This window comes from Photorhabdus sp. RM322S (genome assembly GCF_042879395.1).
Taxonomy (GTDB): Bacteria; Pseudomonadota; Gammaproteobacteria; order Enterobacterales; family Enterobacteriaceae; genus Photorhabdus; species Photorhabdus khanii.
Genome location: NZ_JBHFKW010000031.1, coordinates 15,882 through 31,729, shown reverse-complemented (window position 1 = coordinate 31,729; position 15,848 = coordinate 15,882). Strand labels below are relative to the sequence as shown.

The following is a 15,848-nucleotide window of genomic DNA, read 5'->3' as shown; positions in this document are numbered from 1 at the left end:
ATTCAGGCTCCATAACTGATGACAAGGCCGTGTGTCAGGCGTGTCCAGCCATCAAGCAGGACAAATAGTAGTAACTTGAAAGGAAGAGAGATGGTCATGGGAGAAACCATCATCATTCCCATCGCGAGCAGAATATTAGAAATAATGAGATCGATTGCAATGAACGGTAGATAAAGAAGAAATCCAATTTCAAATGCGCGGGTTAATTCACTGACTGTAAAGGCTGGCAGCAGGATCAGTAGGCTATCTGATTCCAACCGGTCAGCATACTGGCTTGGCCAAATCTGTCGGGTGCTATCAATAAAGAAAGTGCGCTCACTGGGCTTAATATGTTGTTTGAGAAAGTTCCGGTAAGGGGCTATTCCTTCTTCCATAAATTTTTCTACCGATTCAGCATTGCTGAATGAAACTTCATTCTGGCGCAGATAATCTTGAGTCGCGAAACCCACTGGGGCCATGACATAGATGGTGAGGATAATTGCCAATCCATACATAGCCATGTTGGGTGGGATTTGTTGTACTCCCAGGGCGTTACGCAGCAAAGAAAATACCACTGCCAGTTTGAGAAAAGAGGTGGCCATGACTGCAATAAAGGGGAGCAGAGCCAATAAGGCCAGCCCGATGATAAGATCCAACTCGTTTGGTAGTTGGATCATGATTGTTTCTCCGTAAAGAGATGTTCAACCCTTACACCCAAACGTCCCTGAATGTCCACTAACCGCCCTGAACCGAGGCATTTCTGATTGACGAGGATACGTACCTCACCGTCTGGCGGAACACCAAGATCGAGTAATGAACCGGGTTGCAGACTGGTAAGCGTATGTAAATCCAAGGTCTGACGACCAACTTCGAAACTGACATGAACCTCCAGGCTGTTTAAGTCCGTTACCGGCAGAGTACTGTCAGGAGAGAGAGAGTGCATAGTGATTAACTCCAGTTTATGTTCATGGTATTTAAAGTAGGCCCAAGGTTGCCCTTCCAGATGTGCTAACAGAGGGGCATCTGGTTGTTGCTGTGGGGGCAGTAGCAGCACATCCCCTGGTTCTAGGGTATGAAACTCGTCTAAAGTCAGGCTTATTGCCCCCCATTGCAGAGAAAGTTGTAATGGAATGAGCAGGTACTCGCCAGGTTGACGTTTTGGCAATATGGCAAGAAAGGGAAATGATTCTGGTAACCAGAGTGGCAATGTGGCACCTGGCCGCTCAAGGCGTAGTAATAAGCAGGCTGATAAAGAGAATTCTGATGTGGTTCGTAGCGCGGACCATGATAGATCTGGTAGTGCTTTGCTTTGGTATTCTATCAGTGCCAGCAGTAGATCCTGAGGGAGTGAGGTCAGATCCGCTTGTTGTAAATCGGGGGCGAGCCACAGAGTCAGTTCGGCTGAATGGCAGAAAAAAGAGAAAGTATGCCCCTTCCAGTGGGCGATTAGCACTTTATCCAGTGTTTGGGGAGGAGAAACAACATCCAGAGTGAGATGACCATTAGCCCAGTTAAATTGTTGCTGATGACGACTCAGGGTCTGACGCAGAGTCAATTCTTCCAATGAGACTCTGGGTAGGGTCAGGCTATTCATGCATTGTTTTTCCATTCTTCATATATGCTGCGACTCTGGCGTGATCCGTGCTCGCTATCCGTTTGAGACGGGAGGGAGAGTTCGACCGTTTGTGTTGGATAAAGGAGCTGTAGACGTTCAAGTAGCTCAAAGCGTGCCTGCTTCAGCTGTTGTTGGGCTGCCGGGCTTGCCAAAATCGCTATTTGAAGTTTGCCATTCTCATTGGTTAGTTGAATCTCAAGAGCACCCAGGTTAGGGAGTGTCAGATGTAATGTTGGCGGACGTTGCTGCCGTGTTAGTTCGATACTGATCTCCACACCCAATTTATCGATCAGCGCCTCCAAAAGTGGGGAAATAGTTGAGGTTGCTTGCATTGTAGCGAGTATGCGTTCACCTGGGAGGAGCTGTGTTTGTGGAAAGAAGGGCGTTTTCCCGTCTGATTCACCAGGATAGGAGGGCTGAATGTCAGACTCTTTTGGCTTTGATGCCAATAAATGGTATGTCTCGATTTCAGTAAGAATCTTTTTTTCCGTGATGCTGATTTCATTAGCATGGGGAACAGGAAAAGCCAGACCTGCCTGTTGGCGGGGAAGTATGTCTTGCTCTTGGGTATCTTGCTCAGATCTGGATATGCCGGGCGTTGTTTGCGCCACTGCATAATATACCCGTTCATCGTTTGCATCTTTCTGTGCAGGAATAGCTGTTGTGTCAGGGTCGGCTGCAACAGAGGACATAATATCAACCGGCTTTAGGTCAGCAGATAGCGTGTTCAGAGCGGGTTGGCTCGTCAGGATACCGGGTGTTGACAGAGACTCTTTTATCTCGATAGCGATCTCATTGAGACGATCAACAGAGGCCAATAAGCTTTTCTTCTGATTTTGCGGTTGTGCGGGTACATATTGGCCTGGTAATGGATGAGGAATGACCTGTTGTGTGTCTGTTTGGTGTACTGGGAGGTCAGATATCGCCAGAGAGTTTGCCCTTATATCAGGTACCTGGGGCTCTTTTATCTCAGTGGTGGTCTCAATAGGGTTGTGGGCAAATTCTGCTAAGGCTTCTTTTTGCTCCAGGTTAGCTTGGTTCTCTTCTCTCTTATGTGAAAAGGAAGAGGTGCTACGGTATGGCAGTGGTAAGGTGTGTTTGTGCGGGTCATCAGTTGCCTGGTGCGTGGAGGCGAATGGAGGAAGCTCCTCATTTGCGTCATGCGTGAAATGTAGATCCGCTGTTTTGCTGTTTGTGGCCGAGTCGGTTAATGGTTGTTCCACCCGCCGTGCTGTTGACTGACGCGTATTGGTGGCGTGAGAGGCGATAGCCAGTTCGAAACGGCGCTGCAAATCTGTGTCCGCTGTTGTGGGGGACGTTGGGAGTGTGGGGACACCTTTGCCGATAGCTGTCAGTGGGTTCATGCTCTTCTGTTTTACACTCTTTCTTGGCGATGGAACTCTTCTTGTTCCAGCTCTTCTTGGTATTCACCTTGGGCACGGATCGCCTCTTGTTCCTGGCGACCCAATTCGTTAAATTTTTCCTGCTGCTGGCGTGCGTTGTGCAATACACGTTGACACTCTTGTAATTGACGGCGTTCCCGTCCCACTTTTTCGGCCATTTCAGCGACTTCCTTTTCCAACTGCGCTTCATGTTCACGCAACAGGGCAATTTGTTGTTGCCAGCGCTCAAGGCCTTTGCGGTCAATAGGTTGGCCCTGACACTGTTCAAAAAGGCGTTGCTCTTCTGCTATTCGCCATTGACAGTAATCTTGCAAGGTTTGCAAGGCCTGTTGATGGTGTTGATGAGCCGTTTGAAGTTTCATTTGTTGCAGGGACAAATGTTGTTCAGCGCGCTCGACACGTAATGCTTTTATGCGTTGTAAACGGCCAATCATTGTTTCGTTATCTGCTGTAAGAGCGCTAAAGTTTGTGGTAAATCACTGGGCTCGTGAGTACCTTGGCGCAACCAGCTACGTATTGCTTCAATGCGTGCAATGGCATTATCGGCAACAGGATCTTGCCCCTTTTTGTACTCTCCAATCTGTAACAACAGCTCAACTTCCTCATACTTAGCCAGCCAATGACGCAACAGGCCAGCTTGAGCCTGGTGTTCCGCAGTGATAATTTGGTTCATCACCCTGCTGGCGGAACGTAACACATCAATGGCGGGATAGTGGTTAGCCGCAGCCAGCTTGCGTGACAAAATAATGTGACCATCAAGGATAGAACGGGTTTCATCTGCCACAGGTTCTGTCATATCATCCCCTTCCACCAATACAGTGTAGAGGGCGGTAATTGAACCCTTGTCAGATTGACCAGCACGTTCCATTAACCGTGGTAAAGCCGCGAAGACTGACGGCGGGTAACCGCGTCGTGTTGGCGGCTCGCCGGCAGCCAGACCTATTTCTCGTTGCGCACGGGCGAAACGGGTCACGGAATCCATCAGCAAGAGTACACGTTTACCTTGATCACGGAAGTATTCAGCGATTGAGGTCGCCACAAACCCTGCCTTAGCCCTCTCCATTGCTGGACGATCTGAGGTAGCGACTACCAACACTGAACGTTTAAGGCCTTCTTCACCCAGATCCGATTCAATAAATTCCCGCACTTCGCGACCACGTTCACCGATGAGTGCCAGCACGGTAACATCAACTTCGGCGCTACGAATCAACGTAGATAACAGCGTACTCTTGCCGCCGCCCGCAGCGGCAAAAATACCCATACGCTGGCCTTCACCACAGGTCAGCAAACCGTCAATAGCCCGAACGCCGAGTGAGAGCGGGTGTTCAATCCGTTTGCGACTCATGGGTGCCGGAGCATCCCGATAAACCGGATACAAAGCTTGTGGTTCCGGCAACTGTCCGCCGGAAAATGGATTACCCAGTCCGTCAAGGACTTGCCCTAACAGATAATCACCCACACCAACCTGATGCATGGCTCCGGTTGGACTCACCTCAGTATTTGAAGAGATGCCAAACATCTCGCCAAGTGGCGTTAACAGGGCTTGATGTTGTTGGAACCCAATCACCTCTGCCAGGAGGGACAGTGTATTGTCAGGATTGCGTAAATGACAAAGTTCACCTATCCGCACACCGGGAATGACAGCCTTAAGTAATGTACCCGTGACTTGAGTAACCCTGCCGCGAATCTGAATTAGTCGACATTCATTAATAGCATGGCGCATTTGGCCGGGAATATGGTCAAGGGAAAGCTTCATGATCGTTTATATAACCTCTGCTGCGAGTACTATAAAGAAGGGAGAGGGGAAGGGATTGCAACCTGAGTCGGGAGTTTTTAGAAAATGGTTGGAGTTTGCGTAGCTGTTCCCAGCTTTGATCAGTGAAGCTTCCTGATTCACGGGTTGCTGCTTATGCTTGATGCATCTTACATCAGCTTCAATGGTCAGATAACGATGAATCCTGTCTTTGGCGATAGTTTACGGCGGATTTTGCTAAAAATTCACGGCTGATTTTGGCATAGGCGTCGGGACGGTATCTTTATAATTTGTCCATTATTAACTCTGATATGACAGGACTAGGCTATGGATATTATCCAGAATCATCTTCATTCGATGACTTTGTCAGAACCTGATGCCGGGATTACAGCACAGCAGGAGCAGGCCAGGGTCGGTCAGTTTCAGGGAGAGAAAGTAGTACTGGTTACTGCATCCCAGTCTTTTGCTGACGCGGCCGAAGAGCTGACTTTTGCATTTTCGGAACGCAAGGATATGCCGCTCTCCAGACGTAAAGTTAGCGATGGACATGCCAGAGTGCGGGAAATTGAGGCGTTGGTGGGTGAATACTTACAGAAAGTGCCGGATCTGGAGCGCCAACAAAAGGTTAAGGCGTTGATCTCTCATTTAAATAGTAGCCAGCTGACTAATATCGCTCAGTTACAGGCTTATCTGGAAAGTTTTTCTGGAGAGGTGAGTGAACAATTCTATGCGCTGAGTCAGGCCCGTGATGCGTTGGCAGGCAGGCCAGAGGCACGTGCCATATTGACATTGGTTGAACAAGAGTTGTCACGTTTAGCGCAAGAGCAAGGTATCGCTATCGAGTTAGGAGCCCGCATTACGCCTGATGCCACGGTAGCCGCCAGAGATGGGGTTGGTAATTTGCAAGCATTGCGTAACATCTATCGTGACGCTGTTATGGATTATCAAGGGCTGTCAGCGGCCTGGCGAGATATCCAAGCCAACTTCAAGAGCAGTTCTCTGATGGAAGTGACAGGATTCATCATGAAAGCCCTGAGCGCTGATCTGGACAGCCAACCGCGCCAACTCGATCCTATTAAGCTGGAACGTGTGATGAGTGACATGCATAAGCTCCGTCTGCTTAACAGTTTGTCGGTTCAGGTTGAGCAGTTATGGAAAAGCGTGGTAAAGGGGGAAAATCATGGCATACGGGCCTTCTGATCTTATGGGTGATGTCGTTTCTTTGATTGAGAAACGTTGGGCCAATGTGCGGGATGTTGAAATGCTCGGTCATGCTTTGAGCTTGCAGAATAGTCAAACTCAAATTCATTTCTACCGGGAGTTGAAGCGATTGATTCGATTGATTCCGGTGGAAGTGTTCAGTGATGAAGAACAGCGCCAAAACCTACTTAACTCTTGTCAACTGGCGCTTGATACAGCAATTGAGAGAGAAGAAGACGAATTGTGGTCAGGAGAGGGAGCATCATGAACTGGATAGAGCCACAATTGCTCCAGTTTTGTCAGGATTTGGGTATGGAGATGTCTGATGCTTCCAGTCCCTTAATCCAAATTGATTTTGAGTATTCTGGTACATTACAGATTGAGCGCTATGGTGGCTCATTAACGCTTTGGCTGGCCCGTGAAATTCCCTGGCATCAGGGGAGAGACGCGATGGTTAAGGCGATGTTACTTACTTTCAGCGGTCAGGGGCCTGAACTGCCCTTGCGTTGTGGCTGGTTGGGGGAAGATCGCCTATTATTGTTTGTGACATTAGATGAACGGCATATAACACTGCCTTTGCTGCATCAGGCATTTCGCTCTTTGCTAAGAGTACAGCGTGAGGCGCTCGCTTCGTGAGCAAAATCGCCTCCGCCCATATAGGAATTGAGCAACTAACGGCGATCAGCCGGGAAGAGATCGGGGTTGGCTTGCCTGATCGCTATGCGTTATTGCCCGATGGTCAATCCGTTGAGACTCACTCTGCACGTCTTTATCCAGCCAACAAGGCTGATCAGGCTTTGTTGGCTTTTGCCTGCCCACAAGATGGGTTTCACTCTCTGTTACGTCCCCATGACTTCCGTCAGGCTGTCAGTAGCTTGCGTGCAACTTTGCAACAAAGTGATGACATCAGGGTACAGCATGCTGTCTCCCTGCTGGAAAAGATGAATCAAGATGAACAGTTGTTGCAGATGGCCCTGCACTTGTTGCACAAGGTATAACCATGACTCTTAGTTATAAACAGCAAAGCGCTTTGCTGCTGCTCGGCTGGCTTCAACTCCAGTATGGTCATCCTGACCGAGCCCGTATTTTATTGGATGCATTACTGGTTTTGCATCCTGAACATCAGGAAGGACGCCGTGCTTTGGTGGTTTCATTACTTAAATTGCAAGAGGGGAGTGTAGCGAAAGAACATTGTGCTCTCTTACAGGATCAGGGAGAACAAAGTGAGGCTCTTTGGCTTTGTGTCAGTCGCGCCTGCCAACAGGAAGGGAACCTGGAAGAAGCACGCAGTGCTTATCAGCGTTATCTTTCTCAAGGGACCGTACTATGAATCGCGGGCTTGAGTTATTAAGTCGGATCGGCGAGCGCAAAGATATTATGCTGGCAATACTATTGCTGGCGGTTGTCTTCATGATGATTCTGCCACTTCCTCCTTTCCTGCTGGACATTCTGATCGCTATTAACATAACCATCTCTGTCGTACTAATGATGATGGCGGTTTATATAAACTCCCCCTTGCAGTTTTCCGCTTTCCCTGCGGTATTACTGGTAACGACTCTGTTTCGTCTGGCACTTTCAATCAGTACCACCCGGATGATCCTCTTGCAGGCTGACGCCGGGAAGATTGTTTATACCTTTGGTAATTTCGTGGTTGGTGGAAACCTGATCGTGGGGATAGTGATCTTTTTGATCATTACCATCGTACAATTTATCGTCATCACCAAAGGTTCAGAGCGTGTGGCTGAGGTTAGCGCGCGTTTTTCCCTTGATGCTATGCCTGGTAAGCAGATGAGCATCGATGGAGATATGCGTGCTGGCGTTATCGACGTCAATGAAGCCAGGGAAAGACGCAGCACTATCGAGAAAGAGAGCCAGATGTTTGGTTCGATGGATGGTGCGATGAAATTTGTTAAGGGTGATGCTATTGCCAGTCTCCTTATCATCTTTGTCAACATTCTGGGTGGAATAACCATAGGTGTCACTCAGAAGGGGATGTCTGCTTCTGATGCATTGCAGCTCTACGCCATTTTGACCGTGGGTGATGGCATGGTTTCTCAGGTTCCGGCTCTGCTGATTGCCATCACCGCCGGTATCATTGTTACCCGGGTTTCGTCGGAAGACTCTTCAGATCTGGGCAATGAGATTGGTGAACAGGTCATCGCTCAACCAAAGGCACTGTTGATTGGTGGTGTTTTATTGGTGTTATTTGGTCTGATTCCCGGATTTCCGACATTAATCTTTTTTATGCTTGCGCTGGTGGTGACTGGAGGGGGTTATTTTCTGTTCCAGCGTCAGCGGCAAGACAATGTTAGTCAGCAAGCGGATCTTCCCAGCTTGTTAGCCCAAGGGGCAGGTGCCCCGGCGGCCAAACCGAAGGCCAAGATCGGCAGTAAGGCTAAGGGCGGGAAACTTAGCGAAAAAGAAGAATTCGCTATGACGGTTCCTTTACTTATTGATGTAGACGCCGGGTTACAGGCTGAATTGGAAGCCATTTCGCTTAATGATGAATTAATTCGGGTACGACGTGCACTCTATTTAGACTTAGGCGTACCCTTTCCAGGTATCCACTTACGCTTTAATGAGGGTATGAAGGCGGGAGAGTACCTGATCCAGCTACAAGAAGTGCCCGTTGCCCGTGGTCGTCTACGTTCAGCGCATTTGCTGGTACAGGAGCCGGTCAGTCAATTAGAACTGTTGGCTATCCCTTATGAAGAAGGAGAGCCATTATTACCTAATCAACCCACTTTGTGGGTAGCCGAAACTCATCAGGAACGTTTGGCTAAGTCGGGGATGGCGGTTTTATCCATGTCTCAGGTGATCACCTGGCATTTGTCACATGTGTTGCGGGAGTATGCTGAAGATTTTATTGGTGTGCAGGAGACCCGCTATCTTTTGGAGCAGATGGAGGGCAGCTACGGCGAGTTGGTCAAGGAGGCTATGCGCATAATCCCATTGCAACGGATGACGGAGATACTACAACGGCTGGTAGGAGAAGATATCTCGATCCGTAATACACGTGCGATTCTTGAAGCCATGGTGGTATGGGGGCAAAAGGAGAAAGACGTAGTGCAGTTGACGGAATATATTCGCAGTAGCCTCAAGCGCTATATTTGTTACAAGTATGCTAACGGCAATAACATCCTGCCTGCTTATCTTTTGGATCAGCAAGTCGAGGAGCAGATTCGGGGAGGTATTCGTCAGACGAGCGCGGGCAGTTATCTGGCGCTAGACCCGGCGGTAACGCAAAGTTTCCTTGAACAGATGAAAAAAACGGTGGGCGATTTAACGCAAATGCAAAATAAGCCGGTGTTGATCGTATCAATGGATATTCGCCGTTATGTACGTAAGTTAATTGAAGGTGATCACCACGGCTTGCCAGTGCTCTCGTATCAAGAGTTGACTCAACAGATCAATATCCAACCGCTTGGTAGGGTGTGTCTATGAACCGTGATCCGCTTATCTCTTGGTTTGAGGAGCAAGGTTATTCGGTACAGCCTCACTGTATGGGGAGTAGCCCAATTCCTCTTGGCTGGCGTGTATGGTGTGAAGGCTGCGAAATTGCCTGGCGCTATGATGCACCACGAGTTTGGATCGTGATGTTACGCCGTACCTGGCAGCGCCGAGGGCTTGCTAATCCATTTGCGCCCCTTTATTTGTTGGCAACAGCAACGATGGCTGTGCTTGGGCCGGGTAGCCGACTTTATGGTCAAGTTAATACTTTGGTTGACTCTCCCCTTAATGATGAACGTTTAGCTCGGTTCTATCACCGCTGGACAGGCGCGAGTGAGGTCGCGCCTGGCTGGTTCGAGTTAGAAGCCAGTCGCGTTATCTCGTTACATCAGATGAGAAAACAACAAAAAAAAGTCCAACTCTGACAGGAAGAATCAATATCTCTCTTTATTATAGGAGTCACTGATGCAAGAGGAACCCAATGCCAAAGTACTGCAAGCAGCTGAGGAAGCCATTAAGGACAGTGATCACAGACTGCAATTGTTACAGGAGATGTGGCAGTCTCTGGGCATCAACCCAAATGTGGGGGCAGAACTGTTTGGCCATACTGACGTTACTTTGGTTCAGAGTGCTGAGCAAGAGTTGCTGACAGAAGTTAATCGCTTACGAAGCAACCATCCTCACTCTTTAGAAGAGGGAAAGCGTTTCCGTCGCCCACCTCGTATGCGTGGCATTATTGTATAAGGATTTGAAGGTGGAAATTAAACCATATCAAAATGACCCACAGCTTTTCTGGAGCAGTCTGAAAGATGTTTCTCTGGATCAACTACGGGGTTCTAAATCTTCGAAGCTTGATGAACTGGTTAATCTTATTATTGATAAGGGAATCAAGATTGAATCTGGTTCTGATGTTATCACTAACGATAAAGAACTTCTGAAAAAGCTGATTGCCTATTTTCTGCCAGCGGACGCTATTGTCAAAGATGGTCATTTAGATAGCCAAATAAAGAATGGAATCAAGGATCTTAAATCCTTCTTGGATAGCACGACATTAAAAACTTGGACATTAAGAGATTTTCTGGCTGCTGTTCATTTTAATTTAACGCCGGATCGTCTTGATGATGATGTAATCGATATATTTGTTTCTGTTATGTCAGGCCATGATAAAAAACGACTTGAGTTACGTGATGAACTGGCGGCATTGACCGCAGAACTAAAGATTTACAGTGTTATTCAGTCGGAGATTAACAAGAAATTAGCGGCTGATAAGAATCAAGAGCTTTTTATTAATGATGGAAAATCCTTCAACCTGCTGGACCATGAGAAGTACGGTTTTAGTGATAAGGCTACTTTTGAGAATAGTGCTGAATGTAAGTTGTTGAGTAAGATGTTCCCTAAATCAAAAGAAATTTCTATTAGGGATTTCTTAGAAAGCCCTAATAAGCAAAGTGGAGCTATGACAGGTCTGGAGACATCATATAAATATGATAAGGATAATAACAAACTGGCTAACTTTTCTACTTCGGTCAACGATCGCGTAAATCCACTAAACAATACTGTCCAGGAAAAAACCACGCGTTTAAATGACGTGAGTTCTCGCTACAACGCTGCTATTGAAGCGTTAAACCGTTTTATCCAGAAATACGACAGCATTATGCGTAATATTCTCGGCGCAATTTAAGGAATAATTATGGAGCACCAAGAAACACCTACCACTTCTGACCAGTACGCACAAGAATTGGAGTCCTTTCTTCACGACGGCGGTACCCTTGCCATGTTGAAGGATGTCTCCAGTGATACGCTGGAACAGCTTTATTCATTAGCGTTCAATCAGTACCAGTCAGGTAAATGGCAGGATGCGCATAAGATATTCCAGGCCTTATGCATGTTGGATCATTATGACTCCCGGTTTTTTCTTGGGCTGGGGGCATGCCGTCAGGCAATGGGACAATTGGAGCAGGCGATTCAAAGTTATAGCTACGGAGCGATGCTTGATATTAATGAGCCTCGCTTTCCATTTCATGCTGCTGAATGTCTCCTGCAATTAGGAGAGCTTGATGGGGCCGAGAGTGGCTTCTACTCGGCTCAACAGCTTGCGGCAGCTTTGCCGGAACAGGCTGCTTTGGCTGCCAGTTCTAGCGCAATGTTAGAAGCCATCACAATAAAAAGGACTCAGGAAGATGACTCTGATAGCAAATGAACACCAAGTTCCTCTATTGCGAGGCGGTTTTCAGGTTGATGATATCCCTGTGGCTACACCTCCTAAAGAGGATTATCGCGTTACGCCTAGCCAGGCTGGTAACGTATCGTCTGATGTAGCTAAGTTACGAGGGGTATCATTGCCGGAACCATTAGCAGTGAGTAATACTCGTCTTGATGTTCAGCAACAAGGGAAAATAGCTAGTCTGGTCGCATCGGTTACGCAAGGAGCTTTGTTGGCAACAGGGCTGACAACAAAGCTGACAGCAGAGTTGAAAGAAACTTCGCGGTTGGCCTCTTTGGCGATGTCCTCACTTGCGGAATTAGAAATTGAACTGGGCAAACTGACCAGTGAGATCGAGCGTACTCAAACGAAGCTCAATATCCAGAATATCCAGCGGGCGCGTCAGGAAAGCTTGCAGAAAATGGATGAGAACCAGCAGAAGATCAAAGAAGCAGAAAATTCTGCTAAAGAGGCGCAAAAATCTGGGTTGTTTTCCAAAATCTTCGGTTGGATCAGTGCGATTGCCTCAATTGTGGTCGGGGCGATAATGGTTGCTACTGGGGTTGGTGCGGTAGCAGGCGCTATGCTGATTGCCGGAGGGGTAATGGGTGTGGTGTCTCAGGGGCTGCAACAAGCGGCTCAGGACGGTTTAATCAGCAAGGAAACCATGAAGTGGCTGGGGCCAGTAATAACTGCGATTGAGGTTACGATGGCGGTGGCAGCAGCGGTAGTCAGTTTCGGTGGTTCAGCCGCTGGCTTGATAGCCAAAATGGGCGCTAAGATGGGCGTTAAAGTGGCTGAGGTGACGGCTAAGATGGCAGTAAAGGCGGCAGAGCTTTCGGCAAAAGTCGCCGGTACAGCGGCTAATGCAGCTAATACTGTGTCTCGTAGTGTGAAAGTAGGTATTCAGGTGAGTGATGTGGTTGTTGATTTAGCTAATGGTGGTGCTCAAGCTGCCAATTTTGCGTTCCAGAGTAAAGCGGCTAATCGACAAGCAGATGTACAACTTTCACGTAGCGAATTGACGGCATTCCAGGCTGTTATGGATAAGCTTAAAGAGGAACTGTCCCAGATGGTGGAATCTTTCCAACATGTAATGGAGATGGTTTTTCAGATGCTCAATGCTAGGGGTGACATGATGAACAATCTTGCCAGCCGACCTCATGGAATTTAGGGAATAAAAAGATGAATACTATTGATAGCTTTAACGGTTCTCAGGCGATCACTTTCAGCAACACAACTGATGTTGTGGTTGATAAAAATTCTGTCGCAACAACACATGAAGCCGCGATCCAGCAGTCGGAAAAAACTGGGCGTATGGATAAGGTTGATTTGATTGCACCACGACAGGGCCTTGATCTCAGTCGGTTAGGTAATGTTAAGCAAGAATTGACTAGCACATTGGATATGATGTCGTTGCTTTTTGAGATCGCTAGGAAGATGCGTGAATTGGGTATTTTGCAGCGTGATACCGAAAACAAGGCAACGATTGATGCTCAGAAGTCACAAGTAGATGAGATGCGTCATAGTGCCAAGTTGACGATTGCTATGGCTGTTGTTTCAGGTGTAATGGCGTTTGGTTCAGCATTGATGGGTGGCTTCTCTGCTTTTAAAAATAGTCAGTCGATTAAGCAGCAGAAGACGCTGGACAATAATATTGCTGGCCGTAACGAATTAATCGACATCAAGATGCAACAGTTGGGTAAGAGTAGCGATACGGATCGGGCAGCGATTGGTAAAGTATGGGATACAGCGCAAGATGCTGACAAGAATGCTCTGAAATCTCTTACACTGGTTTTTGATAATCGTAACAGCAAGCAGCAGATCTCCAGTTCGGTGATGAACGGTTTAAGAGATATGTCTAATAACGCAGTGCAGGTAGAACAAGGACTTTCTCAGGCCAAAGCCAAGGAACATGAAGTCGATGCGTCTGTTGCCCAGCATGAAAAACAAAAGAGTGAAGAGCAGATATCATTGAATAACAACTTTATGAAAGATGTCTTGCAGTTGTTGCAACAACTCTCTCAGAGCCATAATCAGGCATGGCGTGCGGCGGCTGGTGTGGTGTAATCCTGGTAGCCGATAAACGGATATTGTAAGTATGAGCGTCCAGAAAAGGGCGCTCAATTTGTTAATAACGCTTTGGTTTCTTTATCAGAACTTTGGTTTACCAAGGTTAGTATAAAACTAAACTGACTAAGAGAACCTATCTCACGACAGTATTCACTTGAAATAGTCATCTTCGCAGGACATTTTATAGAGCAGAATGCGTTATAGAAAAAGCACTTCACCTATGATTTTGTACTCAGTTTACAATCACCAGAGTGACTTTTTTATTAAAAGAACTGTCTTTGAGTGACAGAGGCATAAAAGATGATGGTAGTAAACTAACTCCCTTTTCTGCGGGAGTAACCCGTTTGCTTAACCGCGCGGTAACTTCAAGTTTACCTGATTTCCTTCTCTGCGGGAGTAATCCATGGATGTGATAGTTATCATCAACCAAGTTTTGGCTGAATTTGCTGCCAAATTTGGTTTGCCACACTTAGCTTTAAATCATGAAGGTGTGGCTGCTCTCTGTTTTGATGAGCATCTTAACCTCTCTTTGATCTTAATTCCTGAACGTGACCAACTCGTTTTACAGGTAGATGTTGCTGATATCACTGCTGTCGGGGAAGGAATTTTCCGTCAGTTAGCCAGTTTTAATCGTCATTGGTATCAGTTTGATCTTCACTTTGGTTTTGATGAATCAACTCAGATGGTACAGCTTTATCGGCAAATGTCAGCTAGTCGGCTGAGTCTAGCTGCTTTTGAGGAGAGCCTTTCGAGTATGTTGGATCATGTCGAGTTTTGGCAGGAGTTATTGCAGGCTCAACTTCCGACCGACTCTGAACTGAGTAAATCTCTGGGAATGAGAGTATGAAAATTGATAATTCATTACCTATTCATTTAACAAACGTATCTCATGAGAATGACAATCTTTGTTGTGGTCGCCGGGTTATACCTGGGCATGTACCGCAAAATGTTCATGAGCCGCTTTCTGTGGTATTGAGTAGAGGTCTTGTAATAGAGCTTGAACATGAGATGGCATTACAGCGCTTGTTGGATGGGCAGCATACCCCGTTATCACAACGTAGAATCAGCTTGTTATGATCAAAATAGGGCTGGCATTGCTGTGTTTGCTGATTACCGGATGTGTCAGTGAGGTAATCAAGAATGACGCATCACCGTTGATTGAGGGGGATGTAACCATGCCAGTTTCTCTGCCCAGAACAGCAAATATTGAGCTGTCATTGTTTACTGTTGTTGAAGGAAAGGTATTGATAGTGGGTGAGATGAATTATCGCCTGGATATGTTACCTCTCATTTTTTCTATGCGTTTAAATCCACAGTTTTCCCATGATGAGTTGTTTTTAAGAACCCGCCTGCGCTGGGATGGGAAACGAGCGGTACAAGCAAAGAGTCAACAACGAATCGTGACAGGAAAAAGAATTGTAGTGCAATTGTCTCTTTTTCCTTGTTATCCAGAGTGTCTATGAGCCTGAGTAGTCAATATCTTGGGCTGTTTAATTTACATTATCTTATATTGAATGATTTCATGGGATATTTTCTTGTTTATATTATCTAATATATAATTTAATTAATTTTCAGTATTAAATATCTATGCAGTAATACGCTGTGTGAATTGCTATCTTTATATTTTTACATTTCATGTTCAAGATTGAATAGTCTCGCTGATAATATGTTATTAAATCCATTTAGTCATGTATGGGATAAGAATAATATGTAACATAAGCCATTTTAAATATCCTTATTTGAAGTTAATATCAATCTTAATTATTTAAAATTCAATAAACTAATATTTTTATCAAAATATCGATAAATAAAAAATCTACCAAAATTGGTATTGCGATATCTGGAATGTTGATTAATAAATGGTATTATTTGTTAGGTGCTCTTTACAAATTAATACAATGACTTTCTTTATATTCTTATCCTAATATTTATATTACAAACGAAAGGCGTGATTGTTTTTACTTCTTTTATATCAGAGTATTTATTCATATTAAGGCGATTTTTGAAAATAAGGTATTCTTACCCAAAATTGACATGCTAAAATACCAGGATAATGACATTAATAGTGGGTAGAGATGTGGATCATAAAATTTATCTGATAAAGATATGACTGTTTAATCATTGCAACTTTATTCTGTCTTATTTACGAGTTTATTTATATTGGTTCAATAA

20 protein-coding genes are annotated in these 15,848 nt (G+C 46.0%); 15 read left to right on the top strand and 5 right to left on the bottom strand.

Annotation, left to right across the window (positions count from 1 at the left end; translation table 11 throughout):
• Nucleotides 1–2: 2 nt before the first annotated feature.
• Genes sctR through sctN form a run of 5 tightly spaced genes read right to left on the bottom strand, consistent with a single transcriptional unit; the run spans nt 3 to nt 4,753 of the window.
• The gene (gene sctR, locus ACGF63_RS17135) at nt 3–656 is read right to left on the bottom strand and encodes a type III secretion system export apparatus subunit SctR (protein ID WP_036842611.1); all 654 of its coding nucleotides are present in this window, start codon (nt 654–656) and stop codon (nt 3–5) included.
• Entirely contained in the window at nt 653–1,573 is a 921-nt protein-coding gene (sctQ, locus tag ACGF63_RS17130) for a type III secretion system cytoplasmic ring protein SctQ (RefSeq protein WP_387632235.1), read from the bottom strand. Before sctQ ends, sctR begins: the two co-directional genes overlap by 4 nt.
• Nucleotides 1,570–2,958, bottom strand: coding sequence for a type III secretion system needle length determinant (locus tag ACGF63_RS17125; protein WP_387632232.1), 1,389 nt, complete (start codon nt 2,956–2,958; stop codon nt 1,570–1,572). The genes sctQ and ACGF63_RS17125 overlap by 4 nt, the downstream gene beginning before the upstream one ends.
• An 11-nt stretch (nt 2,959–2,969) precedes the next feature.
• Nucleotides 2,970–3,431 (bottom strand): type III secretion protein, encoded by a 462-nt coding sequence (locus tag ACGF63_RS17120; protein WP_152962475.1) that lies wholly within the window; start codon nt 3,429–3,431, stop codon nt 2,970–2,972.
• Nucleotides 3,428–4,753: a type III secretion system ATPase SctN gene (gene sctN, locus ACGF63_RS17115; protein WP_036842619.1), complete on the bottom strand. Its 1,326-nt coding sequence runs from the start codon at nt 4,751–4,753 to the stop codon at nt 3,428–3,430. Before sctN ends, ACGF63_RS17120 begins: the two co-directional genes overlap by 4 nt.
• Nucleotides 4,754–5,077: 324 nt before the next feature.
• Between sctN and sctW the strand changes: the two genes are divergently transcribed.
• From sctW to ACGF63_RS17040, 15 genes are all read left to right on the top strand, one after another.
• Nucleotides 5,078–5,950, top strand: coding sequence for a type III secretion system gatekeeper subunit SctW (gene sctW / locus ACGF63_RS17110; RefSeq protein ID WP_036842621.1), 873 nt, complete (start codon nt 5,078–5,080; stop codon nt 5,948–5,950).
• Nucleotides 5,931–6,218, top strand: a complete 288-nt coding sequence (locus tag ACGF63_RS17105) for a TyeA family type III secretion system gatekeeper subunit (protein WP_036842622.1) — start codon at nt 5,931–5,933, stop codon at nt 6,216–6,218. Before sctW ends, ACGF63_RS17105 begins: the two co-directional genes overlap by 20 nt.
• Nucleotides 6,215–6,586, top strand: coding sequence for a type III secretion chaperone SycN (gene sycN, locus ACGF63_RS17100; protein WP_036842623.1), 372 nt, complete (start codon nt 6,215–6,217; stop codon nt 6,584–6,586). Before ACGF63_RS17105 ends, sycN begins: the two co-directional genes overlap by 4 nt.
• Nucleotides 6,583–6,948, top strand: coding sequence for a YscX family type III secretion system protein SctX (gene sctX, locus ACGF63_RS17095; protein ID WP_036842625.1), 366 nt, complete (start codon nt 6,583–6,585; stop codon nt 6,946–6,948). The genes sycN and sctX overlap by 4 nt, the downstream gene beginning before the upstream one ends.
• Nucleotides 6,949–6,950: 2 nt before the next feature.
• Nucleotides 6,951–7,280, top strand: coding sequence for a type III secretion system chaperone SctY (gene sctY, locus ACGF63_RS17090; RefSeq protein WP_036842626.1), 330 nt, complete (start codon nt 6,951–6,953; stop codon nt 7,278–7,280).
• Nucleotides 7,277–9,394 (top strand): type III secretion system export apparatus subunit SctV, encoded by a 2,118-nt coding sequence (gene sctV, locus ACGF63_RS17085; RefSeq protein WP_036842628.1) that lies wholly within the window; start codon nt 7,277–7,279, stop codon nt 9,392–9,394. Before sctY ends, sctV begins: the two co-directional genes overlap by 4 nt.
• Nucleotides 9,391–9,825, top strand: coding sequence for an LcrR family type III secretion system chaperone (locus ACGF63_RS17080; RefSeq protein ID WP_152962473.1), 435 nt, complete (start codon nt 9,391–9,393; stop codon nt 9,823–9,825). The genes sctV and ACGF63_RS17080 overlap by 4 nt, the downstream gene beginning before the upstream one ends.
• A 40-nt stretch (nt 9,826–9,865) precedes the next feature.
• Nucleotides 9,866–10,144 (top strand): LcrG family type III secretion system chaperone, encoded by a 279-nt coding sequence (locus ACGF63_RS17075; protein WP_036842641.1) that lies wholly within the window; start codon nt 9,866–9,868, stop codon nt 10,142–10,144.
• A gap of 10 nt (nt 10,145–10,154) precedes the next feature.
• The gene (locus tag ACGF63_RS17070; RefSeq protein ID WP_162524120.1) at nt 10,155–11,081 is read left to right on the top strand and encodes a virulence-associated V antigen; all 927 of its coding nucleotides are present in this window, start codon (nt 10,155–10,157) and stop codon (nt 11,079–11,081) included.
• Between the two features lie 9 nt (nt 11,082–11,090).
• Nucleotides 11,091–11,600 carry a SycD/LcrH family type III secretion system chaperone gene (locus ACGF63_RS17065; protein WP_132352488.1) on the top strand — a complete coding sequence of 170 codons (510 nt, stop codon included), beginning with the start codon at nt 11,091–11,093 and terminating at the stop codon, nt 11,598–11,600.
• The gene (gene sctE, locus ACGF63_RS17060; protein ID WP_387632221.1) at nt 11,581–12,777 is read left to right on the top strand and encodes a type III secretion system translocon subunit SctE; all 1,197 of its coding nucleotides are present in this window, start codon (nt 11,581–11,583) and stop codon (nt 12,775–12,777) included. The genes ACGF63_RS17065 and sctE overlap by 20 nt, the downstream gene beginning before the upstream one ends.
• An 11-nt stretch (nt 12,778–12,788) precedes the next feature.
• Nucleotides 12,789–13,673: a YopD family type III secretion system translocon subunit gene (locus ACGF63_RS17055; RefSeq protein ID WP_152962471.1), complete on the top strand. Its 885-nt coding sequence runs from the start codon at nt 12,789–12,791 to the stop codon at nt 13,671–13,673.
• 406 nt (nt 13,674–14,079) lie between these two features.
• On the top strand, nt 14,080–14,523 hold the full coding sequence (locus ACGF63_RS17050) for a type III secretion system chaperone (protein WP_036842653.1): 444 nt from the start codon (nt 14,080–14,082) through the stop codon (nt 14,521–14,523).
• Nucleotides 14,520–14,753 carry a T3SS regulon translocated regulator ExsE family protein gene (locus ACGF63_RS17045; protein WP_036842655.1) on the top strand — a complete coding sequence of 78 codons (234 nt, stop codon included), beginning with the start codon at nt 14,520–14,522 and terminating at the stop codon, nt 14,751–14,753. The genes ACGF63_RS17050 and ACGF63_RS17045 overlap by 4 nt, the downstream gene beginning before the upstream one ends.
• Complete coding sequence (locus ACGF63_RS17040; RefSeq protein ID WP_387632217.1) at nt 14,750–15,139, top strand: YscW family type III secretion system pilotin; 390 nt, start codon at nt 14,750–14,752, stop codon at nt 15,137–15,139. The genes ACGF63_RS17045 and ACGF63_RS17040 overlap by 4 nt, the downstream gene beginning before the upstream one ends.
• Nucleotides 15,140–15,848 lie beyond the last annotated feature (709 nt).